The organism is Quadrisphaera sp. GCM10027208 (assembly GCF_042658805.1).
Classification (GTDB): domain Bacteria; phylum Actinomycetota; class Actinomycetes; order Actinomycetales; family SCSIO-59966; genus SCSIO-59966.
The window spans coordinates 161,970-184,884 of sequence record NZ_JBHSRC010000003.1 but is presented as its reverse complement, the minus strand read 5'-3'; the positions used below and the strand labels follow the sequence as shown (position 1 = coordinate 184,884).

The 22,915-nt window shown below is 73.8% G+C and carries 20 protein-coding genes and 1 rRNA gene; 20 read left to right on the top strand and 1 reads right to left on the bottom strand.

From position 1 onward, the window contains the following. The first annotated feature begins 91 nt into the window (after nucleotides 1–91). A complete protein-coding gene (locus ACFP6A_RS06295; RefSeq protein WP_379602433.1) occupies nucleotides 92–1,408 on the top strand; it encodes an MFS transporter in 1,317 nt (438 codons plus the stop codon). 10 nt (nucleotides 1,409–1,418) lie between these two features. Here ACFP6A_RS06295 and ACFP6A_RS06290 read toward each other — a convergent pair whose 3' ends face one another. Continuing rightward, on the bottom strand, nucleotides 1,419–1,799 hold the full coding sequence (locus tag ACFP6A_RS06290; protein ID WP_379602432.1) for a DUF1844 domain-containing protein: 381 nt from the start codon (nucleotides 1,797–1,799) through the stop codon (nucleotides 1,419–1,421). Between the two features lie 343 nt (nucleotides 1,800–2,142). Here ACFP6A_RS06290 and infC point away from each other — a divergent pair, with 343 nt between their 5' ends. The 19 genes from infC (at nucleotide 2,143) to ACFP6A_RS06195 (ending at nucleotide 22,718) form a co-directional block, all read left to right on the top strand. Next, complete coding sequence (infC, locus tag ACFP6A_RS06285) at nucleotides 2,143–2,715, top strand: translation initiation factor IF-3 (protein ID WP_379602431.1); 573 nt, start codon at nucleotides 2,143–2,145, stop codon at nucleotides 2,713–2,715. A 79-nt stretch (nucleotides 2,716–2,794) separates the two neighbouring features. Beyond that, a complete protein-coding gene (rpmI, locus tag ACFP6A_RS06280) occupies nucleotides 2,795–2,989 on the top strand; it encodes a 50S ribosomal protein L35 (RefSeq protein ID WP_379602429.1) in 195 nt (64 codons plus the stop codon). 31 nt (nucleotides 2,990–3,020) lie between these two features. Continuing rightward, nucleotides 3,021–3,395 carry a 50S ribosomal protein L20 gene (gene rplT, locus ACFP6A_RS06275; protein WP_379602427.1) on the top strand — a complete coding sequence of 125 codons (375 nt, stop codon included), beginning with the start codon at nucleotides 3,021–3,023 and terminating at the stop codon, nucleotides 3,393–3,395. A gap of 29 nt (nucleotides 3,396–3,424) precedes the next feature. Beyond that, nucleotides 3,425–4,285, top strand: a complete 861-nt coding sequence (locus ACFP6A_RS06270; protein ID WP_379602425.1) for a TrmH family RNA methyltransferase — start codon at nucleotides 3,425–3,427, stop codon at nucleotides 4,283–4,285. A gap of 36 nt (nucleotides 4,286–4,321) precedes the next feature. Continuing rightward, on the top strand, nucleotides 4,322–5,392 hold the full coding sequence (locus ACFP6A_RS06265) for an ATP-binding protein (protein WP_379602423.1): 1,071 nt from the start codon (nucleotides 4,322–4,324) through the stop codon (nucleotides 5,390–5,392). Between the two features lie 21 nt (nucleotides 5,393–5,413). Beyond that, nucleotides 5,414–6,508 (top strand): phenylalanine--tRNA ligase subunit alpha, encoded by a 1,095-nt coding sequence (pheS, locus tag ACFP6A_RS06260; RefSeq protein WP_379602421.1) that lies wholly within the window; start codon nucleotides 5,414–5,416, stop codon nucleotides 6,506–6,508. Beyond that, entirely contained in the window at nucleotides 6,508–9,045 is a 2,538-nt protein-coding gene (pheT, locus tag ACFP6A_RS06255) for a phenylalanine--tRNA ligase subunit beta (RefSeq protein WP_379602420.1), read from the top strand. The genes pheS and pheT overlap by 1 nt, the downstream gene beginning before the upstream one ends. Next, nucleotides 9,038–9,850, top strand: a complete 813-nt coding sequence (locus tag ACFP6A_RS06250; RefSeq protein ID WP_379602419.1) for an SDR family NAD(P)-dependent oxidoreductase — start codon at nucleotides 9,038–9,040, stop codon at nucleotides 9,848–9,850. The genes pheT and ACFP6A_RS06250 overlap by 8 nt, the downstream gene beginning before the upstream one ends. Before the next feature lie 46 nt (nucleotides 9,851–9,896). Then, the gene (gene argC / locus ACFP6A_RS06245; protein WP_379602417.1) at nucleotides 9,897–10,940 is read left to right on the top strand and encodes an N-acetyl-gamma-glutamyl-phosphate reductase; all 1,044 of its coding nucleotides are present in this window, start codon (nucleotides 9,897–9,899) and stop codon (nucleotides 10,938–10,940) included. After that, nucleotides 10,937–12,091 (top strand): bifunctional glutamate N-acetyltransferase/amino-acid acetyltransferase ArgJ, encoded by a 1,155-nt coding sequence (gene argJ / locus ACFP6A_RS06240; protein ID WP_379602416.1) that lies wholly within the window; start codon nucleotides 10,937–10,939, stop codon nucleotides 12,089–12,091. The genes argC and argJ overlap by 4 nt, the downstream gene beginning before the upstream one ends. Nucleotides 12,092–12,149: 58 nt before the next feature. After that, nucleotides 12,150–13,031: an acetylglutamate kinase gene (gene argB / locus ACFP6A_RS06235; protein WP_379602890.1), complete on the top strand. Its 882-nt coding sequence runs from the start codon at nucleotides 12,150–12,152 to the stop codon at nucleotides 13,029–13,031. After that, nucleotides 13,028–14,248 carry an acetylornithine transaminase gene (locus ACFP6A_RS06230; protein WP_379602415.1) on the top strand — a complete coding sequence of 407 codons (1,221 nt, stop codon included), beginning with the start codon at nucleotides 13,028–13,030 and terminating at the stop codon, nucleotides 14,246–14,248. Before argB ends, ACFP6A_RS06230 begins: the two co-directional genes overlap by 4 nt. Further along, on the top strand, nucleotides 14,245–15,189 hold the full coding sequence (argF, locus tag ACFP6A_RS06225) for an ornithine carbamoyltransferase (RefSeq protein ID WP_379602413.1): 945 nt from the start codon (nucleotides 14,245–14,247) through the stop codon (nucleotides 15,187–15,189). The genes ACFP6A_RS06230 and argF overlap by 4 nt, the downstream gene beginning before the upstream one ends. Next, nucleotides 15,186–15,761 (top strand): arginine repressor, encoded by a 576-nt coding sequence (locus ACFP6A_RS06220; RefSeq protein ID WP_379602411.1) that lies wholly within the window; start codon nucleotides 15,186–15,188, stop codon nucleotides 15,759–15,761. Before argF ends, ACFP6A_RS06220 begins: the two co-directional genes overlap by 4 nt. Next, nucleotides 15,758–17,170: an argininosuccinate synthase gene (gene argG / locus ACFP6A_RS06215; protein ID WP_379602409.1), complete on the top strand. Its 1,413-nt coding sequence runs from the start codon at nucleotides 15,758–15,760 to the stop codon at nucleotides 17,168–17,170. Before ACFP6A_RS06220 ends, argG begins: the two co-directional genes overlap by 4 nt. 26 nt (nucleotides 17,171–17,196) lie before the next feature. Beyond that, nucleotides 17,197–18,609 carry an argininosuccinate lyase gene (argH, locus tag ACFP6A_RS06210; RefSeq protein ID WP_379602888.1) on the top strand — a complete coding sequence of 471 codons (1,413 nt, stop codon included), beginning with the start codon at nucleotides 17,197–17,199 and terminating at the stop codon, nucleotides 18,607–18,609. After that, nucleotides 18,606–19,325, top strand: a complete 720-nt coding sequence (locus ACFP6A_RS06205; protein WP_379602408.1) for a DNA-3-methyladenine glycosylase — start codon at nucleotides 18,606–18,608, stop codon at nucleotides 19,323–19,325. The genes argH and ACFP6A_RS06205 overlap by 4 nt, the downstream gene beginning before the upstream one ends. A gap of 56 nt (nucleotides 19,326–19,381) precedes the next feature. After that, on the top strand, nucleotides 19,382–20,650 hold the full coding sequence (tyrS, locus tag ACFP6A_RS06200) for a tyrosine--tRNA ligase (protein WP_379602886.1): 1,269 nt from the start codon (nucleotides 19,382–19,384) through the stop codon (nucleotides 20,648–20,650). A gap of 545 nt (nucleotides 20,651–21,195) precedes the next feature. Beyond that, nucleotides 21,196–22,718: ribosomal RNA gene (locus ACFP6A_RS06195) — 16S ribosomal RNA — on the top strand. Nucleotides 22,719–22,915 lie beyond the last annotated feature (197 nt).

Sequence of the window (22,915 nt, the reverse complement as noted above, 5' to 3'; positions counted from 1 at the left end):
GGCCCGTCACCGGGCCCGGTTCTCCTCCCGGTGTGGCGATCAGGTGACCGCGTAGCCAGGCCACCCCGGCGGGGATGCCATCATTCATCCCATGTCCCTGTCGCCCTACCGGGCCCTGCTGCGCCTGCGCGGGGCCCGCAACCTCCTGCTGCTCGGCGTCGTGGCCCGGATTCCGATGAGCGCCGCGGGCATCGTGCTCGTGCTGTTCGTCGAGGGCACGCTCGGGCGCAGCTGGCTGGAGGCAGGGCTGGTGGGCACCGCGACGACCCTCGGCGCGGCGATCGGCTCCCCGTGGCGCGGCCGCCTGCTCGACCGGTTCGGCCTGCGCCGCACCCTGGCCCCGTCGATCGTGGTCGAGGCGGTGGTGTGGAGCGCCATCCCGTTCCTGCCCTACCAGGGCCTGCTCGTCGCGGCGTTCGTCGGGGGGCTCATGGGGCTGCCGATCTTCACCGTCGTGCGCCAGTCGCTGTCCGTCGTCGTGCCGGAGGCCCAGCGGCGCACGGCCTACGCCGTCGACTCCATCGGCGTCGAGCTGTCGTTCATGGCCGGGCCCGCGCTCGGCGTGCTCGTCGCCACCCAGGTGTCCACGACCGCGGCCATCCTCGGTGTCGGGGCGACGATGGTGCTCTCCGGGATCGCGCTGGTGGTGGCGAACCCGCCGACCCGTAGCGAGCAGCTCGCCGGACGCCGGGTGGGCCGCGACGTCGACGCCGCGGACGTCGTCTCCCGTAGCGCGCCGGTGTCACCCTCGGACGCCGAGCGCGCACTGCTCGAGGACGGCGCCGTGGTGCCGGCGCCCGCGGAGGGGGCCGGCGGCGGCCGCGGCGTGCGCCGTCCGCGGATGCTCACCCCCGCGATCCTCGCCGTGCTCGGCGCGGCGGCCGGCGTGACGGTCGTCCTGTACGGCACGGACATCGGTGTCGTCGCGGTGCTTCGGGAGGCCGACGCCATCGGGATGAGCGGCCTGGTCTTCTTCTTCTGGGGCCTGGGATCCATCCTCGGCGCCCTGGTCTACGGCGCCCTGCCCCGCGCCGTCCACCCGCTGTGGCTGCTGCTCGCCCTCGCCGTCCTCACGGTGCCGATCGGCCTCGCCGACTCCCCGTGGACCCTCGCGCTGGCGATCCTGCCCGCCGGCATGCTCAACGCCCCGGTGATCTCCTCGACCGCGGAGATGGTCGCGCGGCTCGTGCCGGAGCACCGTCGGGGGGAGGCGATGGGCTGGCACGGGTCGGCGATGACGATCGGCGGCGCGGTCGGCGGACCGCTCGCCGGGACCGCGGTCGACGCGGTCGGGCCGTGGGGAGGGTTCGCGGTCGTCGGCGTGGTGGGGGCGGTGATGGCGCTCGGCGCGCTCGGCGCCCAGAGCACCCGTCGGCGCCGGCGCGCCGCTCACGCCCTCGCCGCCTGAGCAGTCCGGGTCAGGACACCGGCCCGGTCAGCCGCTCCCCGGGCCCCTGCCCCGGCGGGTCGGGGACGACGGACGCCTCCCGGAAGGCGAGCTGCAGCTGGCGCAGGCCCTCGCGCAGCAGCCGGGCGTGGTCGCTGCCCACCTCCGGCGCCGCCGCGGTGACCAGGCCGGCCAGGGCGGTGATGAGCTTGCGCGCCTCGTCGAGGTCCGTCCACCTCCCGTCGGCCTCGTCCTCGGACAGCCCGCACTTCACTGCGGCGGCGCTCATCAGGTGCAGCGCGGTCGTCGTGATCACCTCGATCGCGGGGACCTCGGCGATGTCCCGGACGGCCTGCGGGTCGCCGGGCAGGAGGGGCTCGGCGTCCGCCGGGTTGTCGGGTCCGCTCGTCATGCTGGTAGCCTCTCAGACGACCGACCGGTGTCGACCGGCCCTCTCCTGGTGGGAGCGCCGAGCGGTGCCGGTGCGTGAAGCGGAGAGACCTCCCACCCGCACGGCCCCCGGGTCGTCGGGTCCCGTCGGTCGCGGCGCGCCAGCACGGCGTCCGCGACCCGCCCGTCCGAGCGGGCGCCGCCCGTGGCGGCGTGGCTCGTCCGGGCGCCGACCGGTACCGGCAGGCCTCCGCCAGCGCTCGCAGGCGGGGGCCTTTCCCGCGTGCGGTGGTCTCCCGACATCGTCGAACGAGGAGCAGCACATCAGCGAGCCGCGTATCAACGACCGGATCCGCGTCCCCGAGGTGCGCCTGGTCGGTCCCAACGGTGAGCAGGTCGGCATCGTGCGGGTCGAGGACGCCCTGCGCCTGGCGCAGGAGGCGGACCTCGACCTCGTCGAGGTGGCCCCCCAGGCCAAGCCGCCGGTCTGCAAGCTCATGGACTACGGCAAGTACAAGTACGAGGCCGCCATGAAGGCGCGGGAGGCCCGCAAGAACCAGGCCAACACCGCGCTGAAGACGGTGCGCCTCCGGCTCAAGATCGACCCGCACGACTACGAGACCAAGCGTGGGATGGCGGAGAAGTTCCTGCGCGCCGGCGACAAGGTCAAGGTCATGATCATGTTCCGGGGCCGGGAGCAGTCCCGCCCGGAGATGGGCTTCCGGCTGCTGCAGCGCTTCGCCGCGGACGTCGCCGAGGACGGCTCGGTGGAGTCCGCGCCGCAGCAGGACGGCCGCAACATGGTCATGGTCATCGGCCCGCACAAGAAGAAGGCCGAGGCCAAGGCCGAGCAGCGGCGCCGTCGTGAGCAGCGCGAGGACGCCGAGCGGCAGGACGCCGAGAAGCAGGACGCCGAGAAGCAGGACGCCGAGCGGTAGTCCTCGAAGGACCAGCGTCCTGGCGGCTGCCAGGACCAGACACCCCTGTCCGCAGGGACGCAAAGGAGAGACGGCAGCCATGCCGAAGCAGAAGACGCACAGCGGCGCCAAGAAGCGGTTCCGCCTCACCGGGAACGGCAAGGTCATGCGCGAGCAGGCCAACGCCCGCCACCTGTTCGAGGGCAAGCCCTCCACGCGCACCCGCCGGCTGGCCCAGGACGTCGTGACGTCCCCCGCCGACGTCAAGAAGGTCAAGAAGCTCCTCGGCAAGTGAGCCGAGCCCCCGACAATCGAGGAGTACTCACGTGGCACGCGTGAAGCGGGCGGTCAACGCCCAGAAGAAGCGCCGGGAGACGCTCGAGCGCGCCAGCGGTTACCGCGGGCAGCGCTCGCGGCTCTACCGCAAGGCCAAGGAGCAGGTCACCCACTCGCTGGTCTACAGCTACCGGGACCGGCGCGCTCGCAAGGGCGACTTCCGCCGGCTGTGGATCCAGCGGATCAACGCCGCGGCCCGGGCCAACGGGATGACGTACAACCGGTTCATCCAGGGCCTCAAGGCCGCCGGCATCGAGGTGGACCGCCGCATGCTCGCCGAGCTCGCCGTCAACGACGCCGCGGCGTTCGCGGCCCTGGTCGAGACCGCCCGGGCCAACGTCCCGGCGCAGGGCTCGGCCGCCTGAGTCGCACCAGGCCTGACCGAGCACCAGGCATGACCGAGCGCCCGGCCCCGCCGGTGCTGGCCAGCCCCCGCAGTGAGCGGGTGCGGGCGGCCCGGCGGCTGGCCGGGCGCTCCGCACGTTCCCGTGCAGGTGCGTTTCTCGTCGAGGGCCCGCAGGCGGTCCGCGAGGCCGTGGCCGGGCACGCCCCCGGCCGGCCCGGCGCCGTCCGCGAGCTGTTCGTCACCGCGGACGGCGAGGCCCGGCACCCGGGGATCGTCGCCGCCGCCGGTGCCGCCGGGGTCCCGGTCCGGCGCTGCACCGACCAGGTGCTCGCCGAGCTCGCGGACACCCGCACCCCCCAGGGGCTGGTCGCCGTCTGCGACCTCGTCGACGTGCCACTGGCCACCGCCGTGGAGCCGCCTCCCCGCCTCGTCGCCGTCCTCGTCCACGTCCGCGACCCGGGCAACGCCGGCACCGTGCTGCGCGCCGCCGACGCCGCGGGCGCCGACGCGGTGGTGCTCACCGACTCCAGCGTCGACGTCCACAACCCCAAGGCGGTCCGGGCAACGGCCGGCAGCCTGTTCCACCTCGACGTCGTCAGCGGTGTGCCGGTGGCCGACGCTGTCGCGGCCCTGCGGGACGCCGGCTGCGCCGTGCTGGCCGCGGACGGCGGCGGCGACGTCGCCGTCGACGACCTCGCCGGCGCCGCCGAGGCCGGCACCGGCTCGCTCACCGGTCCGGTCGCCTGGCTGTTCGGCAACGAGGCCTGGGGCCTGGCCGCGGGCGACCGCGCGCTCGCGGACGCCGTCGTGCGGGTCCCGGTCCACGGCCGGGCCGAGAGTCTCAACCTGGCCACCGCCGCCGCCGTCTGCCTGTACGCCACGGCGCGGGCCCACCGTCCCCGGCGCTGACGCCCCGCACCGGCCACGGCTGGCTACCCTCGGCGCGTGGACGGACACCCGGGCGCCGGCGGTCTCGGCGGTCTCGGTGACCTCGACGAGCTGCCCGACGGGCTCGTCGTCGCCGACGCCGACGCCCGGGTCACCGTGCTCAACGCCGCCGCCGAGCGGATCACGGGCCTGCGCGCCGCCGACGTCCTGGGCGCCGACGTCCGCACGGTCCTGCCGCTGCAGGACACCAGCGGCCGCCGCTGGTGGACGGTCACCGACCCGTGGGGCGGGCTGCGGACCCGCACCGGCCACCGGGAGCGGGTGCTCGTCCTGCCCGGCCACGACGAGGTGCTCGTCACCGCCCGCTACGTGCGCGGGGACGACCTGACCCTGCGCCGGGTCGTGCTGATGATCCGCGACACCGAGGGCCGTCGCCGGGCCGAGCACGACCACGCCGGGCTGATCTCCACGGTCGCGCACGAGCTGCGGTCCCCGCTCACCAGCGTCAAGGGCTTCACCTCGACCCTGCTGCGGCGCTGGGACCGGTTCACCGACGAGCAGAAGCTGCTCATGCTGCAGACCGTCGAGGCGGACGCCGACCGCGTCGGACGGCTCATCACCGAGCTCCTCGACGTCTCCCGGATCGACGCCGGCCGGTTGCCGGTGCGCAAGCAGGTGGTCGACGTCGAGCGGGCACTGCACGGCCAGGTCGAGCGGATGGTCGCCGCGGGACAGGACGCCGACCGGTTCGCCGTCGTCGTCGACGGCCCCGTCCCGGAGGTGTGGGCCGACCCCGACCGCCTCGAGCAGGTGCTGACCAACCTCGTCGGCAACGCCGTCCGGCACGGCGACGGCCAGGTGACGCTCACCCTGGCCGCCGACCCGGACGGCGACGGCGTCGTCGTCTGCGTGGACGACGAGGGTGAGGGGATCGCCGAGGACAACCTGGGATTCGTGTTCACGAAGTTCTGGCGCGGTGAGCGCCGCGGCGGCACCGGGCTGGGGCTGTACCTCGTCCGGGGGCTGGTGGAGGCCCACGACGGCCGGGTCACCGTCTCCCGGGCACCCGGCGGGGGCGCCCGGTTCCGGGTCACCCTGCCCCGGGGCACCCCGGCCGGCCAGGTCTGACGCTCTGGGACACTGACCCGCATGTCCGCCCCGAACAAGCAGTTCGACCCGGTCGAGGTGACCCCGTTGAAGCCCGAGGAGGTCGAGCGCGCCCTCCACGACGCGCTCGCGGCAGTGGCCTCCGCCGACTCCCTCGAACGGCTCAAGACGGTCCGGATCGAGCACGACGGCGACCGCAGCCCGTTGGCGCTGGCGAACCGGGAGATCGGCGCGCTGCCCCCGGCGGCCCGCGCCGAGGCCGGCAAGCGGGTCGGCGGGGCGCGGGCCCGGCTCCGCCAGGCGCTCCAGCAGCGCCAGGCCGAGCTCGAGGCCGAGCGCGACGCCCGGGTGCTCGTCGAGGAGACCGTCGACGTCACCCTGCCGGTCGACCGGCGCCGGCGCGGTGCCCGGCACCCGCTGACCACCCTGCAGGAGCGGGTCGCCGACCTCTTCACCTCGATGGGGTGGGAGATCGCCGAGGGGCCCGAGGTGGAGGCGGAGTGGTTCAACTTCGACGCCCTGAACTTCGGCGTCGACCACCCGGCCCGCCAGATGCAGGACACCTTCTTCGTCGACCCGCCCGAGGCCGGTCTCGTCCTGCGCACCCACACCTCACCGGTGCAGGCCCGGTCCCTGCTGGAGCGCGGCGTCCCGCTCTACGTCGCCGTGCCGGGGCGCACCTTCCGCACCGACGAGCTCGACGCCACGCACACCCCGGTGTTCCACCAGGTCGAGGGTCTCGCCGTCGACGAGGGCCTGACGATGGCCCACCTCAAGGGCACCCTCGACCACTTCGCCCAGTCCGTGTTCGGGCCGGGTATCACCACCCGGCTGCGACCCAGCTTCTTCCCGTTCACCGAGCCGAGTGCCGAGATGGACGTGCGCTGCTTCACCTGCGACGGCACCGAGCCGTCGTGCCGCACGTGCAAGGGCACCGGCTGGATCGAGTGGGGAGGGTGCGGGATGGTCAACCCGAACGTGCTGCGCGCCTGCGGGGTGGACCCCGAGCGCTACTCCGGGTTCGCGTTCGGCATGGGGATCGAGCGGACGCTGATGATCCGGCACGGGGTCGCCGACATGCGGGACATGGTCGAGGGCGACGTCCGCTTCACCGCCCAGTTCGGGATGGAGGTCTGATGCGGGTCCCGCTGGAGTGGCTGCGCGAGCACGTCGACGTCCCTGCCGAGGCGACCGCGCACGACGTCGCCGCGGACCTCGTCCGGGTCGGCCTGGAGGAGGAGGCCGTGCACGGTGGTGACGTCACCGGACCGCTCGTCGTCGGCCGGGTCCTCGAGTACGTCGAGGAGCCGCAGAAGAACGGCAAGACGATCCGGTGGTGCTCGGTCGACGTCGGGGACGACGCGGCCGACGGGCCCGCCGGTCGCGGACGCGGCATCGTCTGCGGCGCGCACAACTTCGCCGTCGGCGACCTGGTCGTCGTCGTGCTCCCGGGCGCGGTGCTGCCGGGGCCCTTCCCGATCAGCGCCCGGCGCACCTACGGGCACGTCTCCGACGGCATGATCTGCTCGGCCAGGGAGCTGGGCCTCGGCGAGGACCACACCGGGATCATCGTGCTGCGCGAGTACGGCTTGGACGCCGCACCGGGTGACGACGCCATCGGCCTGCTCGGTCTGGACCAGACGACCGTCGAGGTCAACGTGACCCCCGACCGCGGGTACTGCCTGTCGGTGCGCGGGGTGGCCCGCGAGTACGCCCACGGCCGCCGGCTCGACGTCACCACGGCCTACCGCGACCCGGCCGACCTCCCGGTGCCGGACCCCACCGACCGGGGCTACCCCGTCGTCCTCGCCGACGCCGACCCGCTGCACGGCGTCCCGGGCTGCGACCGCTTCGTCGCCCGGGTGGTACGGGGCATCGACCCCGGCGCACCCGCCCCGTTCTGGATGCGCCGCCGGCTGCAGCAGGCGGGGATGCGCCCGATCTCGCTGGCCGTCGACGTGACGAACTACGTGATGCTGCTGCTCGGCCAGCCGCTGCACGCCTACGACCTGGCCACCCTCGACGGCCAGATCACCGTCCGCCGGGCCCGGGACGGCGAGCGGCTTCGCACCCTGGACGGTGTCGAGCGTGCCCTGCACCCGGAGGACCTGCTGATCACCGACGGCGAGGCCGGCGCCCGGGTCATCGGCATGGCCGGGGTGATGGGCGGCGAGCTCACCGAGGTGTCCGCGGCCACCCGCGACGTCCTGATCGAGGCCGCCCACTTCGACCCGGCGACCGTCGCGCGCACGGCGCGCCGGCACCGGCTGCCCAGCGAGGCCAGCCGCCGCTTCGAGCGCGGCGTCGACGACGACCTGCAGCCGGTCGCGGCCGAGCTCGCCGTCCGGCTCCTCGTCGAGCACGGCGGCGGCACGGCCGACCCCGCGGTCACCGACGTCGACGAGCGGCCGGCCCGACCCTCGATCCGGATGCGGGCCGACGAGCCGAGCCGGCTCATCGGCCGGGACTACCCGCTCGAGCGGGTCGTCGAGCTGTTGCGCCAGGTCGGCGCCACGGTGACGGCCGACGGCGACCACCTCGTCGTCACCCCGCCGAGCTGGCGCGGTGACCTGCGCCAGCCGGCCGACCTGGTCGAGGAGGTCGCCCGGCTCGACGGGTACGCCGAGATCCCCTCGGTGCTGCCGCTGGCCCCGGCCGGAGGCGGCCTCACCCTGGAGCAGCGGCTGCGCCGCAGCGTCGGGCGCGCCCTGGCCGAGACCGGCCTGACCGAGGTGCTCAGCTACCCGTTCACCTCACTCGAGCGGGCCGACGAGCTCGGGCTGCCCGCGGACGACCCGCAGCGGCGCGCCGTCCGGCTGGCGAACCCGCTGTCGGAGGAGCAGCCGCTGCTGCGCACCACCCTGCTCGCCACGCTCGTCGACACCCTGCGCCGCAACGTCGGACGCGGGAGCACGGACGTCGCCCTGTTCGAGGTCGGCTCGGTCACCCTGCCGGGGACCGGTGCCGTCGCCCCGCGCCCCGGGGTCGCCGGGCGCCCGTCGGACGCCGAGCTCGCCGCCCTCGAGGCGGCCGTCCCGGACCAGCCGCTGCACGTCGCCGGGGTGCTGGCCGGCCACCGGGTGCTGCCGGGGTGGTGGGGACCGGGCCGCCGCGCCGACCACACCGACGCCATCGACGCCGCCCGCACCGTCGCGGACGCCGTCGGCGTGCCGGTGACCCTCCGCCGCGAGGCGGTCGCCCCCTGGCACCCCGGCCGGTGCGCCGCCCTGCTCACCCCGGACGGCGAGGTCGTCGGACACGCCGGTGAGCTGCACCCGAAGGTGACCGCGGCCCTGGAGCTGCCGGCCCGCAGCTGCGCCTTCGAGCTCGACCTGACCGCTCTCCTGCAGCGTGCGCCCGGACCGGTCCAGGCCCGACCGGTGAGCACCTACCCGCTGGCCAAGGAGGACGTCGCGCTCGTCGTCCCGGCCGACGTGCCCGCCGCCGACGTCCTGGCCGCGCTGCGGGACGGCGCCGGGGACCTCCTGGAGGACGTCCGGCTGTTCGACCTCTACACCGGGGAGCAGGTGCCGCCGGGGCACCGGTCGCTGGCGTTCGCCCTGCGGCTGCGGGCCCCCGACCGGACGCTGACCGCGCAGGAGGCCGCCGCGGTGCGCGCGGCGGCGGTGCAGGAGGCGGCCCGGCGGACCGGGGCGGTGCTGCGCGGTGCCTGACCGTGGGGACCCGCCCCCGGCCCGCACGGCGCTGGTCACCGGCGCCACCGGTGGTATCGGGTCCGTGCTGGCGGTCGGTCTGGCCCGGGCCGGCCTCGACGTCGCCGTGCACGGCCGGGACCGCGACCGTCTGGAACGGGTCCGCGCGGACGTCGCGGCGGCCGGGGTCCGGTGCGTCGCCGTGACCGCCGACGTCACCGACTGGGACGAGGTCCGGGCGATGGTCGACGAGGTCGGCTCCGCGCTGGGGCCGCTCGACCTGCTCGTCAACAACGCGGGCCGGATCGAGTCCACCGAGGTGCCGATCTGGCAGGCCGACCCGGCCGAGTGGCGCGCCGTCGTCGAGGCCGACCTCATCGGCCCGTTCCACCTCGTCCGCGCGGTGGTGCCCGGCATGGTCGAGCGCGGTGGCGGGCGCGTCATCGACCTGAACTCCGGCTCCGGCACCCGCGACATGACGGTGTACTCGGCGTACAACGCGGCCAAGACCGGCCTGTTCCGCATCGGCGGGGGCCTGCACGCGGCCGGGTACGGCCTTGGCCTGCGCGCGGTCGAGCTGGCTCCCGGTGTCGTCGACACCCCGATGACCCGGGGCATGGCCGTGCACGCCGGACGCACCGACTGGACCGACCCCCAGGACGTCGTGGATCTCGTCCTCGCCGTGGCCCGGGGGGAGCTCGACGGGCTGTCGGGACGCTACCTGCGGGCCGGCGCCGACGACCTCGACGACCTGCGCCGGCGTTCCCGGGACGGCGTGCCCGGGCACGGACGGACCCTCGGTCTGCTGCCGTGGGAGGCCGAGTGACCCGCCAGGCCGAGTACTCATGCTCTGTCGTGTATAGTTATGCGTCATGGTGAGCGTCGCAGTCGCCGGAGCCAGCGGCTACGCCGGCGGCGAGGTGCTGCGGCTGCTGCTGGGCCACCCGCAGGTGCGGGTCGGTGCGGTCACCGCGCACACCCAGGCCGGCCAGCCGCTTGGGGAGGTCCACCCCCACCTCGTCCCGCTCGCCGACCGCCCGCTCGACGCGACGACCGCCGACGTCCTGGCCGGGCACGACGTCGTCGTCCTCGCCCTGCCGCACGGCGCCTCCGCACCGCTGGCCGCCGAGCTGGGTGAGGACGTCGTGGTCATCGACTGCGGCGCCGACTTCCGGCTGGCCGACGCCGCCGCGTGGGCACAGTTCTACGGGGGGGATCACGCCGGCAGCTGGCCCTACGGGCTGCCCGAGCTCCCGCTGGCCGGCGGCGGGCGCCAGCGCGACCTCCTCCGCGGCGCCCGCCGGGTCGCCGTCCCCGGCTGCTACCCGACCGCGACGTCCCTGGCGCTGGCCCCCGGCCTGGCTGCCGGCCTGCTCGACCCGGACGACGTCGTCGTCGTCGCGGCCTCCGGCACCTCCGGCGCCGGCCGGTCCCTCAAGGTGCACCTGCTGGCCAGCGAGGCCGGCGGCTCGATGTCGCCCTACGGGGTCGGCGGGGTGCACCGGCACGTGCCGGAGATCGAGCAGAACCTCGGCCGGGCCGCGGGGGAGCCGGTCCGCGTCTCCTTCACCCCCACGCTCGCCCCGATGTCCCGGGGCATCCTGGCCACCTGCACGGCCCGGCTGCGCCCCGGCGTCGACCCTGGCTCGGTGCGCCGGGCCTGGCAGGACGCCTACGCCGACGAGCCGTTCGTCGTCCTGCTGCCCGAGGGGCGCTGGCCGCGCACGGCCGACACCCTCGGGGCGAACACGGTCCACCTGCAGGTGACGGTGGACGAGCGGGTCGGCCGCGTCGTCGTCGTGGCTGCCGTGGACAACCTCGCCAAGGGCACCGCGGGGGCCGCGGTCCAGTGCCTCAACCTGGCGGTCGGTCTGCCCGAGGCCGCCGGGCTGACCACGACGGGCCTCGCGCCGTGAGCGTCACCGCCGCCCGCGGCTTCCGCGCCGCGGGGGTCACCGCGGGGCTCAAGGCGAGCGGACGGCCCGACCTCGCTCTCGTCGTCAACGACGGGCCGCGGCACGACGCCGCCGTGGTGCTGACCACCAACCGGGTGCAGGCCGCCCCCGTGCTGTGGACGCGTCTGGCGCTCGCCGACGGCCGGTGCGACGCCGTCGTGCTGAACTCCGGCGGGGCCAACGCGTGCACCGGCCCCGAGGGGTTCGCGGACGCCCACGCCACCGCCGAGCGGGTCGCCGCGGTGCTCGGCGTGTCCGCCGGCGACGTGGCCGTGTGCTCCACCGGCCTGATCGGGGAGCGGCTGGCGATGGACCGGCTGCTGCCCGGCGTCGACGCCGCCGCCGGCGCCCTGTCCGCGGACGGAGGCACCGCCGCGGCCGAGGCGATCCTCACCACCGACACCGTCCGCAAGGAGACCGTCCGCGAGCTCGCCGACGGGTGGACCGTCGGCGGGATGGCCAAGGGCGCGGGGATGCTCGCCCCGGCACTGGCGACGATGCTCGTCGTCCTGACCACCGACGCCGTCGTGGACGCGGCAGACCTGGACGCCGCACTCCGGGCGGCCACCCGGGTGACGTTCGAGCGGGTCGACTCCGACGGCTGCATGTCGACGAACGACACGGTGCTGCTGCTCGCCTCCGGCGCCTCCGGCGTCCGCGTCGACGCCGGCGTCCTGCAGGACGTGGTCACCGACGTGTGCGCGGAGCTGGCGCGGATGCTCGTCGCCGACGCCGAGGGGGCCCGGCACGACGTCGCGGTCGAGGTCCGCGGCGCCGCCACCGAGGACGACGCCGTCGAGGTCGCCCGCGCGGTGGCCCGCAGCAACCTGGTCAAGACCGCCGTCTTCGGCGAGGACCCCAACTGGGGCCGGGTGCTGGCCGCCGTCGGGACCACCGCCGCAACCTTCGACCCCGACCGTGTCGACGTCTCCTTCAACGGGGTGCGGGTCTGCCGCGGTGGTGGCATCGGGGAGCCGCGGGACCTCGTCGACCTGTCCGGCCGCGAGGTGCACGTCCTCGTCGAGCTGCACGCCGGTGAGCAGGCCGCGACCGTGTGGACCAACGACCTCACCCACGACTACGTCCACGAGAACAGCGCGTACTCCACATGAGCGACGACACCAGATGAGCGACGACACCGGCACCCGCCGCTGGGGCACCAGCCGGCCGATGCGCCCGTTCGACCCCGAGGCGGACGCCCGGCGCGCCGGCGTGCTGCTCGACGCCCTGCCGTGGCTCAAGGAGTTCCACGGCCAGGTCGTCGTGGTCAAGTACGGCGGCAACGCCATGGTCGACGACACCCTCAAGGCCGCCTTCGCCGAGGACATGGTGCTGCTGCGCTACGCCGGTATCCGGCCCGTCGTCGTCCACGGCGGCGGTCCCCAGGTCACCCGGATGCTCGACCGCCTCGGCATCGCCACCGAGTTCCGCGGCGGGCTGCGGGTCACCACCGACGAGGCCGCCGACGTCGTGCGGATGGTGCTCGTCGGGCAGGTCGGCCGCGAGCTCGTCGGACTCGTCAACGGGCACGGACCGCACGCCGTCGGCCTGTCCGGCGAGGACGCCGGGCTGTTCACCGCCCGCCCCACCCGGGCCGTCGTCGACGGCGAGGAGGTGGACCTCGGCCGGGTGGGGGACGTCACCGACGTCCGGCCGGCCGCGGTCCTCGACCTCGTCGAGGCCGGCCGGATCCCCGTGGTGTCCTCGGTGGCGCCGGGGCCGGACGGCAAGGTGCTCAACGTCAACGCCGACACCGCGGCCGCCGCGCTCGCCGTCGCCCTCGGCGCGGTCAAGCTCGTCATCCTCACCGACGTCGAGGGCCTGTACGCCGACTGGCCGGACCGCTCCTCCCTCGTCGAGGCGATCACCGCCGACGAGCTCGAGCAGGTGCTGCCCGAGATCGACTCGGGGATGCGACCGAAGATGCAGGCCTGCCTGCGGGCGGTGCGCGGCGGCGTCCGGCGGGCGACCGTGGTGGACGGCCGGCTGCCGCACGCGCTGGCCCTGGAGATGCTCACCAGCGAGGGGACCGGGACGATGGTGACGCCGTGAACGGCACCGACGACCTGCTGCGCCGGTACGGCGCGGCCGTGATGAACACCTACGGCACCCCGCAGCGGGTCCTGGTCCGGGGCCGGGGCGCCGAGGTCGAGGACGCCGACGGGCGCCGCTACCTCGACCTGCTCGGCGGGATCGCCACGAACGTCCTCGGCCACGCCCACCCGGCGCTGGTGGCCGCGGTGACCGACCAGCTCGCCACCCTCGGGCACGTCTCGAACTTCTTCGCCACCCGCCCGCAGATCGAGCTCGCCGAGGAGCTGCTCGCCCTGCTCCTCGCGCCGCCGGGGTCGCGGGTGTTCTTCTGCAACTCCGGCGCCGAGGCGAACGAGGCGGCCTTCAAGCTCGCCCGCCGCACCGGGCGCCCGCACGTCGTCGCCGCCGTCGACGGCTTCCACGGTCGCACGATGGGCGCCCTCAGCCTCACCTCCCGGGCCGCCTACCGGGACCCGTTCGCCCCGCTCGTGCCCGGTGTGCGGCACGTCCCGTTCGGTGACGTCGACGCGCTGGCGGCCGCCGTCGACGAGCAGGTCGCCGCCGTCGTCCTCGAGCCGATCCTCGGCGAGGGCGGAGTGCGGCCCGCCCCGGACGGCTACCTGACCGCGGCCCGCGAGATCACCGCCGCGGCCGGGGCGCTGCTCGTCCTCGACGAGGTGCAGACCGGGATCGGCCGGACCGGGGCCTGGTTCGCCCACCGGCTGCCGGGTCTGGGCCTGCCGGACGGCGTGCTCCCGGACGTCGTGACCCTGGCCAAGGGACTCGGCGGTGGCATCCCGGTGGGCGCGGCCGTCGCCCTGGGCGAGGGGCCGGGGGCGCTGCTGGGCCCCGGTCAGCACGGGACGACGTTCGGCGGCAACCCGGTCGCCGCGGCCGCGGGGCTCGCGGTGATCCGCACGGTCCGGCAGGAGGGGCTGGTGGAGCGGGCCGCCGTGCTCGGCCGCCGGATCACCGCCGGCGTCACCGCGCTGCAGCACCCGCTGGTGGCCGGCACCCGCGGGGCCGGCCTGCTGCAGGCGATCGTGCTGCGCCGCCCGGTCGCCGCCGACGTCGTGGCCGCCGGGCTGGACGCCGGCCTCATCCTCAACGCCGTGGCCCCGGACGCCGTCCGGATCGCCCCACCGCTCGTCCTCACCGACGAGCAGGTCACCCGCCTGCTCGACGCCCTGCCCGGCGTCCTCACCGCCGCCGACCCCGACCGGGAGAGCCGATGACCCCCGCCCCTCGCCACTTCCTGCGCGACGACGACCTCACCCCGGACGAGCAGGCCGAGGTGCTGGCCCTGGCGGCCCGGCTCAAGGCCGACCGGTTCTCCCGCCGTCCGCTGCAGGGCCCGCTGACCGTCGCCGTCCTGTTCGACAAGCCCTCCACCCGCACCCGGGTCTCGTTCAGCGTCGGCATCGCCGAGCTCGGCGGCTACCCGCTCGTCCTGGACACCGGCACCAGCCAGATGGGCCGCGGCGAGCCGGTCGAGGACACCACCCGGGTCCTGGACCGGCAGGCCGTCGCCATCGTCTGGCGGACGTTCGAGCAGGCCCGCCTGGAGGCGATGGCCGCGGTCTCCCGGGTCCCCGTCGTCAACGCCCTCACCGACACCTTCCACCCCTGCCAGGTGCTCGCGGACCTGCTGACGGTCACCGAGCGGCGCGGCCGGCTCGCCGGGCTCACCCTGGCCTACCTGGGCGACGCCGGGAACAACATGGCCCACTCCTACGCCCTCGGCGGGGCCACCGCCGGGATGCACGTGCGGCTGGCCGGCCCGCAGGGCTACCTGCCCGACCCGGACGTCGTCGCGGCCGCCCAGCGGATCGCCGCCGGCACCGGCGGGTCCGTCACCGTGCTCACCGACCCTGCGGCCGCCGCGGACGGCGCCGACGTCCTGGCGACCGACACCTGGGTCTCGATGGGGCAGGAGGACGAGGCCGCCGCCCGGGAGGCGCCGTTCGTGCCGTTCGCGGTGGACGAGGGCGCGCTGGCCCGCGCCGCTGACGACGTCGTCGTCCTGCACTGCCTGCCGGCCTACCGCGGCAAGGAGATCGCGGCGTCCGTCATCGACGGGCCGTCCTCCGCCGTCTGGGACGAGGCGGAGAACCGGCTGCACGCGCAGAAGGCGCTGCTCACCTGGCTGCTGGACGGCTCTGCGGGCGCACCGTGATCCCGGCGACCAAGGCCGCTCGGCACGCCCGGATCGCCGACCTGCTGGCCCGCCGCGAGGTCCGCTCCCAGGGCGAGCTCGCCGAGCTGCTGGCCGCCGACGGCCTCACCGTCACCCAGGCCACCTTGTCCCGCGACCTGGTGGAGATGGGCGCCGTCCGGGTCCGCGGCGTGGACGGCGGCCTCGTCTACGCCGTGCCCGGCGAGGGCGGCGACCGGACCCCTCGCGCCGGGGTGACCCAGGAGGTGCTGACCGGCCGACTGGCGCGGCTGTGCGAGGACCTGCTGGTGACCGCCGAGGCCTCGGCCAACCTCGTCGTCCTGCGCACCCCTCCCGGGGCGGCCCAGTTCCTGGCCTCCGCCGTCGACCACGCCGCCCTGCCGGAGGTCCTCGGCTCGATCGCCGGCGACGACACCGTGCTGCTGATCTGCCGGGACCCGCACGGCGGCCCCGACGTGGCCCGCACCTTCCTCGCGCTGGCCGGGCGCCCCGAGCCGCCCGACCCGGTGCCCGACCCGGTGCCCGACCACCACACCCCGCACCCGACCGACCGGAGAGACGACACACCGTGAGCAAGGTCCTCACCACCCTCCCGCGCGGCGAGCGCGTCGGCATCGCCTTCTCCGGCGGGCTCGACACCTCCGTCGCCGTCGCGTGGATGCGCGACAAGGGCGCCGTGCCGTGCGCCTACACCGCCGACCTCGGCCAGTACGACGAGCCGGACGTCTCCGGCGTCCCCGGCCGTGCCCTGCAGTACGGCGCCGAGCTGGCCCGGGTCGTCGACTGCCGCCGCGAGCTCGTCGAGGAGGGCCTGGTCGCCATCGCCTGCGGCGCCTTCCACATCCGCTCCGCCGGCCGGGTCTACTTCAACACCACCCCGCTGGGGCGGGCCGTCACCGGGACGCTCCTGGTGCGGGCCATGCACGCCGACGGCGTCGACATCTGGGGCGACGGCTCGACGTTCAAGGGCAACGACATCGAGCGGTTCTACCGGTACGGGCTGCTCGCCAACCCGGCCCTGCGCATCTACAAGCCGTGGCTGGACGCCGAGTTCGTGGCCGAGCTCGGCGGCCGTGCCGAGATGAGCCGGTGGCTGCGCGAGCACGACCTGCCCTACCGGGACAGCGAGGAGAAGGCGTACTCCACCGACGCCAACATCTGGGGGGCGACGCACGAGGCGAAGACCCTCGAGCACCTCAACGTCCCGCTGGAGACCGTCCAGCCGATCATGGGGGTGCGGTTCTGGGACCCGGACGTCGAGATCGCCCCGGAGGACGTCACCGTACGTTTCGAGCAGGGCCGGCCGGTCGCGGTGAACGGCACCCGGTACGACGACCCGGTCGAGCTCGTCCACGTCGTCAACGCGATCGGCGGCCGCCACGGACTCGGGATGTCCGACCAGATCGAGAACCGGATCATCGAGGCGAAGTCGCGTGGCGTCTACGAGGCCCCGGGCATGGCGCTGCTGTGGATCGGCTACGAACGGCTGCTCAACGCCGTCCACAACGAGGACACCATCGCCGCCTACCACGCCGACGGCCGCCGCCTGGGCCGGCTGCTGTACGAGGGGCGCTGGGCCGACCCGCAGGCGTTGATGCTGCGCGAGTCCCTGCAGCGCTGGGTCGCCTCGCTCGTCACCGGTGAGGTCACCGTCCGGCTGCGGCGCGGGGAGGACTACACCATCCTCGACACGCGTGGTGCGGCGTTCTCCTACCACCCGGACCGGCTGTCGATGGAGCGCACCGAGTCGCCCGCCTTCGGGCCGACCGACCGGATCGGCCAGCTGACGATGCGCAACCTCGACATCGCCGACTCCCGGATGCGGCTGGAGCAGTACGCCAGGCAGGACCAGCTCCCGGCCGGACCGCTGTTCGCGGCGCTCGAGGCCGGCGGCGCCGAGCAGATCGCGGAGAACCCCGCGGTGCGCGGCGAGCAGGACGCGGCGCTCGACAACGCCGCCATGGAGGCCGGGACGGACTGATGGACGACGACGGCCGGGACGGACTGATGGACGACGAGAGCGGCACGAGAGCAGGCAGCCTGTGGGGCGGCCGGTTCACCGGCGGCCCCTCCGACGCGCTGGCCCAGCTCTCCCGGTCAACGCACTTCGACTGGCGGCTCGCCCCGTACGACCTGGCCGGGTCGATGGCGCACGCCCGCGTGCTGCACCGCGCCGGGCTGCTCGACGACAACCAGCTCGCCGCCATGCTGTCCGGCCTGCAACAGCTCCTCGACGACGTCACCTCCGGTGACCTCACCCCGCACCCGGACGACGAGGACGTGCACTCCGCCCTGGAGCGGGCGCTGATCGAGCGCGTCGGCGCGGACCTGGGCGGGCGCCTGCGGGCGGGCCGGTCCCGGAACGACCAGATCGCCACCCTGCTGCGCATGTACCTGCGGGACGCCGCCCGTCGCCTGTCGGGCCTGGTCCGCGACCTCGTCGCCGCCCTCACCGAGCAGGCCGAGCGGCACCTGGGGGTCGCCATGCCGGGGCGCACCCACCTGCAGCACGCGCAGCCGGTCCTGCTGTCCCACCACCTGCTGGCGCACGCCTGGCCGCTGGTGCGTGACCTCGAGCGCTGGCGCGACTGGGACCGCCGGGCCGCGGTGTCCCCGTACGGGTCCGGTGCGCTGGCGGGCTCCTCGCTCGGACTGGACCCCCGGCTCGTCGCCGCCGACCTCGGGTTCGACGACAGCTCGCCGAACTCCATCGACGCCACCGCGTCCCGGGACGTCGCGGCCGAGTTCGCCTTCGTGGCCGCCATGGTCGCGGTCGACGTCTCCCGGCTGGCCGAGGAGGTCGTCCTGTGGGCAACCCGCGAGTTCGGGTTCGTCGAGCTCGACGACGCCTACTCGACGGGGTCGAGCATCATGCCGCAGAAGAAGAACCCCGACGTCGCCGAGCTCGCCCGCGGCAAGGCCGGCCGCCTCGTCGGTGACCTCACCGGCCTGCTCACCACGCTCAAGGCGCTGCCGCTGGCGTACAACCGGGACCTCCAGGAGGACAAGGAGCCGCTGTTCGACGCCGTCGACACCCTCGCCGTGCTGCTGCCCGCCTTCACCGGCATGGTGGCGACGCTGCGCTTCCGGACCGAGCGGCTGGAGGAGCTCGCGCCGCAGGGCTTCTCGCTGGCCACCGATGTGGCGGAGTGGCTGGTCCGCCGGGGCGTGCCGTTCCGAACCGCCCACGAGGTGGCCGGCACCTGCGTCCGGGTGTGCGAGCAGCGGGGGATCGACCTCGTCGACCTGGGGGGGGAGGACCTGCGCCGGATCAGCGAGCACCTCACTGCCGACGTGCGGGAGGTCCTCACCGTTCAGGGGTCCCTCGCCTCCCGGGACGCCCGTGGCGGGACCGCCCCGGTGCGGGTCGCCGAGCAGCTCGACGAGCTGCGTGCGGCGCTGGCGGCACTGGCCCCGTGAGCACCGCCGCGCCGTCCGGGCCCGAGCCGGTGGACGCTGACCGGCTGGACCGCGGGTTCTTCGCCCGCCCTGTCCTCGAGGTGGCCCCGGACCTGCTCGGGTGCGTCGTCGTCCGCCGGGACGCGCAGGGGACGGTCGCCGTCCGGTTGACCGAGGTCGAGGCCTACGCCGGGCAGGACGACCCGGGTTCGCACGCCTACCGGGGTCCGACCCCGCGCACCGCCGTGATGTTCGGCCCTGCCGGGCACGTCTACGTCTACCTGAGCTACGGCATGCACTGGTGCGCCAACCTCGTCTGCGGGCAGCAGGGCAGCGCGTCGGCGGTGCTGCTGCGCGCCGGGCAGGTCGTCGACGGTCTCGACCTGGCCCGCAGCCGCCGTCCGACCGCCCGCCGGGACGTCGACCTCGCTCGGGGGCCGGCCCGGCTCGCTGCGGCCCTGGGGCTGCACGGCGGCGAGTCCGGGCTGGACGCGTGCGCTCCCGGCGCTGCGCTGCAGGTGCTGCGCGGCCGGTCCGTCGACCCGGCCGCGGTCCGCACCGGTCCGCGGGTCGGGGTCAGCGGGCCGGGCGGGGACGGCGGCCTGCACCCGTGGCGCTACTGGGTGGACGGCGAGGCGACGGTGTCCGCCTACCGCCCGGCCACGCGGCGCAGGGCGGCTCAGACCAGTAGCCGGCGATCGGGCAGGCTTGACCCCGGTCGCCGGCCGGTCCGGTGACCGAGCCGGACGGCGAGAGGCAGCCGGACGGCGCCGACGACCCGGAGGGACCGACCGTGACCCACGTCCTCGACGAGCTGAGGTGGCGCGGCCTGGTGGCCGAGTGCACCGACGAGACCGCGTTGCGGCAGGCGCTCGACGACGGACCGGTGACGTACTACGTCGGCTTCGACCCCACCGCGCCGAGCCTGCACGTGGGCCACCTCGTGCAGGTGCTCACCGCCCGGCGACTGCAGCAGTACGGGCACCGGCCGATCGCCCTGGTCGGCGGAGCCACCGGGCTCATCGGGGACCCGAAGGCCACTGGGGAGCGGACCCTGAACGACCCTGAGGTCGTCGCCTCCTGGGTCGACCGGATCCGCGGCCAGATCGAGCCGTTCCTGTCCTTCGACGGTCCGAACGCGGCCACGGTGGTCAACAACCTCGACTGGACCGCCGAGATGTCGGCCATCGAGCTGCTGCGCGACGTCGGGAAGCACTTCAGCGTCAACCGGATGCTCGACCGGGAGGCCGTCGCCACCCGCCTCGCCTCGACCGGCATCAGCTACACCGAGTTCAGCTACGTGCTGCTGCAGAGCAACGACTTCCTCGAGCTGCACCGCCGGTTCGGGTGCTCGCTGCAGCTCGGCGGCAGCGACCAGTGGGGCAACCTCACCGCCGGGGTCGACCTGATCCGGCGCGTCGAGGGCCACCGGGCCCACGCCCTGGCGACCCCGCTGCTCACCAAGGCCGACGGCACGAAGTTCGGCAAGACCGAGGGACAGGCCGTCTGGCTCGACCCGGCGCTCACCAGCCCGTACGCCTTCTTCCAGTTCTGGCTGGCCGCCGAGGACGCCTCCGTGGCCGACTACCTGCGGGTCTTCACCTTCCGCGACGCGGACGAGATCGCCGCCCTGGAGGTCGCCACCCGGGAGCGGCCGGCCGCCCGGGAGGCGCAGCGGGTGCTGGCCCGGGACGTCACGGCCCTCGTCCACGGGCAGGACGCCGCCCGTCGCGCCGAGGCCGCCGGCCACGCCCTGTTCGGCCGGGGAGACCTGGGGGACCTGGACGAACGCACCCTGGCCGAGGCCCTGGCCGAGGTGCCGACCGGAGCGGTGACGGCGGAAGACCTCGTCGACGTGCCCCGGCTGCTGGTCGCAGCCGGTGTGGTGCCGAGCATCTCCGCCGGACGACGGGTGGTCGCCGAGGGCGGGGCCTACGTGAACAACTCCAAGGTCACCGACCCCGACGCGGCGGTGGGAGCCGAGCAGCTGCTGCACGGTCGCTGGCTGGTGCTGCGGCGTGGCCGGCGCACCCTCGGGGCGGTCGAGGTCCGGCCGTCGTGAGCCGGTTCGCGACTGCCCCGGCGCAACCGCCCTGGGTGATTTGACGGCGAGTGCGGGCGCTGCGTACTGTTCCCGTCGTTCGCCCGGCAGGAGGCACGGACACCGCACGGTGGCCGGTCCCCGGGTGAGCCACCCAGAACCGGACGCCGGAGCCGTGGTCACGACCAGGGTCGCCGGAGTGCTAGGCTGGGCCGCCGCGCCGGACACCGTCGGGAAGTCTCCCGAGGGGTACCGGACGGCACAGAGGTAGGTCACGCCCCGTCTGTTGCGGCCTGTGTGGTTGTGGTGGGTGGTGCGCGTCCGTTCCTTGAGAACTCAACAGCGTGCTTAAAAGTCGATGCCGAATGGCCTCGTCGTGCTGGTGGTGCTGCTGCGTTGTGTGGTGGTGCTGGTGGTGGATGGGGCGTGTTTGGTGATGCGGTGCCTGCCTGTCTCGTCGGGTGGGTGCTGTTTTGCCAGGTTTGATTCCTGACCTCCTTGCCGGGGGGTTGGGGTCTCTATTGAGCGGTGTCCTGTCCCTGTGTGGGGTGGGTGCCGGTTTGTCATCAATGGAGAGTTTGATCCTGGCTCAGGACGAACGCTGGCGGCGTGCTTAACACATGCAAGTCGAACGGTGAAGCTGGTGCTTGCACTGGTGGATCAGTGGCGAACGGGTGAGTAACACGTGAGCAACCTGCCCCCGACTCTGGGATAACTCCGGGAAACCGGTGCTAATACCGGATATGACACTGCCGGGCATCTGGTGGTGTGGAAAGTTTTTCGGTTGGGGATGGGCTCGCGGCCTATCAGCTTGTTGGTGGGGTGATGGCCTACCAAGGCGACGACGGGTAGCCGGCCTGAGAGGGCGACCGGCCACACTGGGACTGAGACACGGCCCAGACTCCTACGGGAGGCAGCAGTGGGGAATATTGCACAATGGGCGAAAGCCTGATGCAGCGACGCCGCGTGAGGGATGAAGGCCTTCGGGTTGTAAACCTCTTTCAGCAGGGAAGAAGCGCAAGTGACGGTACCTGCAGAAGAAGCGCCGGCTAACTACGTGCCAGCAGCCGCGGTAATACGTAGGGCGCAAGCGTTGTCCGGATTTATTGGGCGTAAAGAGCTCGTAGGCGGTTTGTCGCGTCTGCTGTGAAAACCTGGGGCTTAACTCCGGGCCTGCAGTGGGTACGGGCAGACTAGAGTGCGGTAGGGGAGACTGGAATTCCTGGTGTAGCGGTGAAATGCGCAGATATCAGGAGGAACACCGGTGGCGAAGGCGGGTCTCTGGGCCGTAACTGACGCTGAGGAGCGAAAGCGTGGGGAGCGAACAGGATTAGATACCCTGGTAGTCCACGCCGTAAACGTTGGGCGCTAGGTGTGGGGCTCATTCCACGAGTTCCGTGCCGCAGCAAACGCATTAAGCGCCCCGCCTGGGGAGTACGGCCGCAAGGCTAAAACTCAAAGGAATTGACGGGGCCCCGCACAAGCGGCGGAGCATGCGGATTAATTCGATGCAACGCGAAGAACCTTACCAAGGCTTGACATACAGGGAAATCTCGCAGAGATGTGAGGTCCGCAAGGGTCCTGTACAGGTGGTGCATGGTTGTCGTCAGCTCGTGTCGTGAGATGTTGGGTTAAGTCCCGCAACGAGCGCAACCCTCGTCCTATGTTGCCAGCGGGTCGTGCCGGGGACTCATAGGAGACTGCCGGGGTCAACTCGGAGGAAGGTGGGGATGACGTCAAATCATCATGCCCCTTATGTCTTGGGCTTCACGCATGCTACAATGGCCAGTACAAAGGGCTGCGAGACCGTGAGGTGGAGCGAATCCCAAAAAGCTGGTCTCAGTTCGGATTGGGGTCTGCAACTCGACCCCATGAAGTCGGAGTCGCTAGTAATCGCAGATCAGCAACGCTGCGGTGAATACGTTCCCGGGGCTTGTACACACCGCCCGTCACGTCACGAAAGTCGGTAACACCCGAAGCCGGTGGCCTAACCCCTTGTGGGAGGGAGCTGTCGAAGGTGGGACTGGCGATTGGGACGAAGTCGTAACAAGGTAGCCGTACCGGAAGGTGCGGCTGGATCACCTCCTTTCTAAGGAGCGTCTGGCGTGGCCGGTTTGTGCTGGTCGCGTCCAGGGCCATGCCCGGGGCGAGTGTTCTCGGGGTGGTGCTCGTGGGTGGAACATCGGCTAGTTGGTCGTCGCGTGGTGCGTCGGGCGTTAGTACGGTCACGGCTCTTCGGGGTTGTGGTGGGGAACGCGTCTGGCGTGTCGGGTGGCGGTCTGGGCA

Bases quoted from the DNA above. Each gene is read 5' to 3' on its own strand.
- argF (WP_379602413.1), top strand. From the start codon at position 14,245: ATGACCCCCGCCCCTCGCCACTTCCTGCGCGACGACGACCTCACCCCG.
- ACFP6A_RS06290 (WP_379602432.1), bottom strand. From the start codon at position 1,799: ATGACGAGCGGACCCGACAACCCGGCGGACGCCGAGCCCCTCCTGCCC.
- ACFP6A_RS06295 (WP_379602433.1), top strand. From the start codon at position 92: ATGTCCCTGTCGCCCTACCGGGCCCTGCTGCGCCTGCGCGGGGCCCGC.
- argB (WP_379602890.1), top strand. From the start codon at position 12,150: ATGCGCCCGTTCGACCCCGAGGCGGACGCCCGGCGCGCCGGCGTGCTG.
- ACFP6A_RS06270 (WP_379602425.1), top strand. From the start codon at position 3,425: ATGACCGAGCGCCCGGCCCCGCCGGTGCTGGCCAGCCCCCGCAGTGAG.
- pheS (WP_379602421.1), top strand. From the start codon at position 5,414: ATGTCCGCCCCGAACAAGCAGTTCGACCCGGTCGAGGTGACCCCGTTG.
- pheT (WP_379602420.1), top strand. From the start codon at position 6,508: ATGCGGGTCCCGCTGGAGTGGCTGCGCGAGCACGTCGACGTCCCTGCC.
- rpmI (WP_379602429.1), top strand. From the start codon at position 2,795: ATGCCGAAGCAGAAGACGCACAGCGGCGCCAAGAAGCGGTTCCGCCTC.
- argC (WP_379602417.1), top strand. From the start codon at position 9,897: ATGGTGAGCGTCGCAGTCGCCGGAGCCAGCGGCTACGCCGGCGGCGAG.
- argH (WP_379602888.1), top strand. From the start codon at position 17,197: ATGGACGACGAGAGCGGCACGAGAGCAGGCAGCCTGTGGGGCGGCCGG.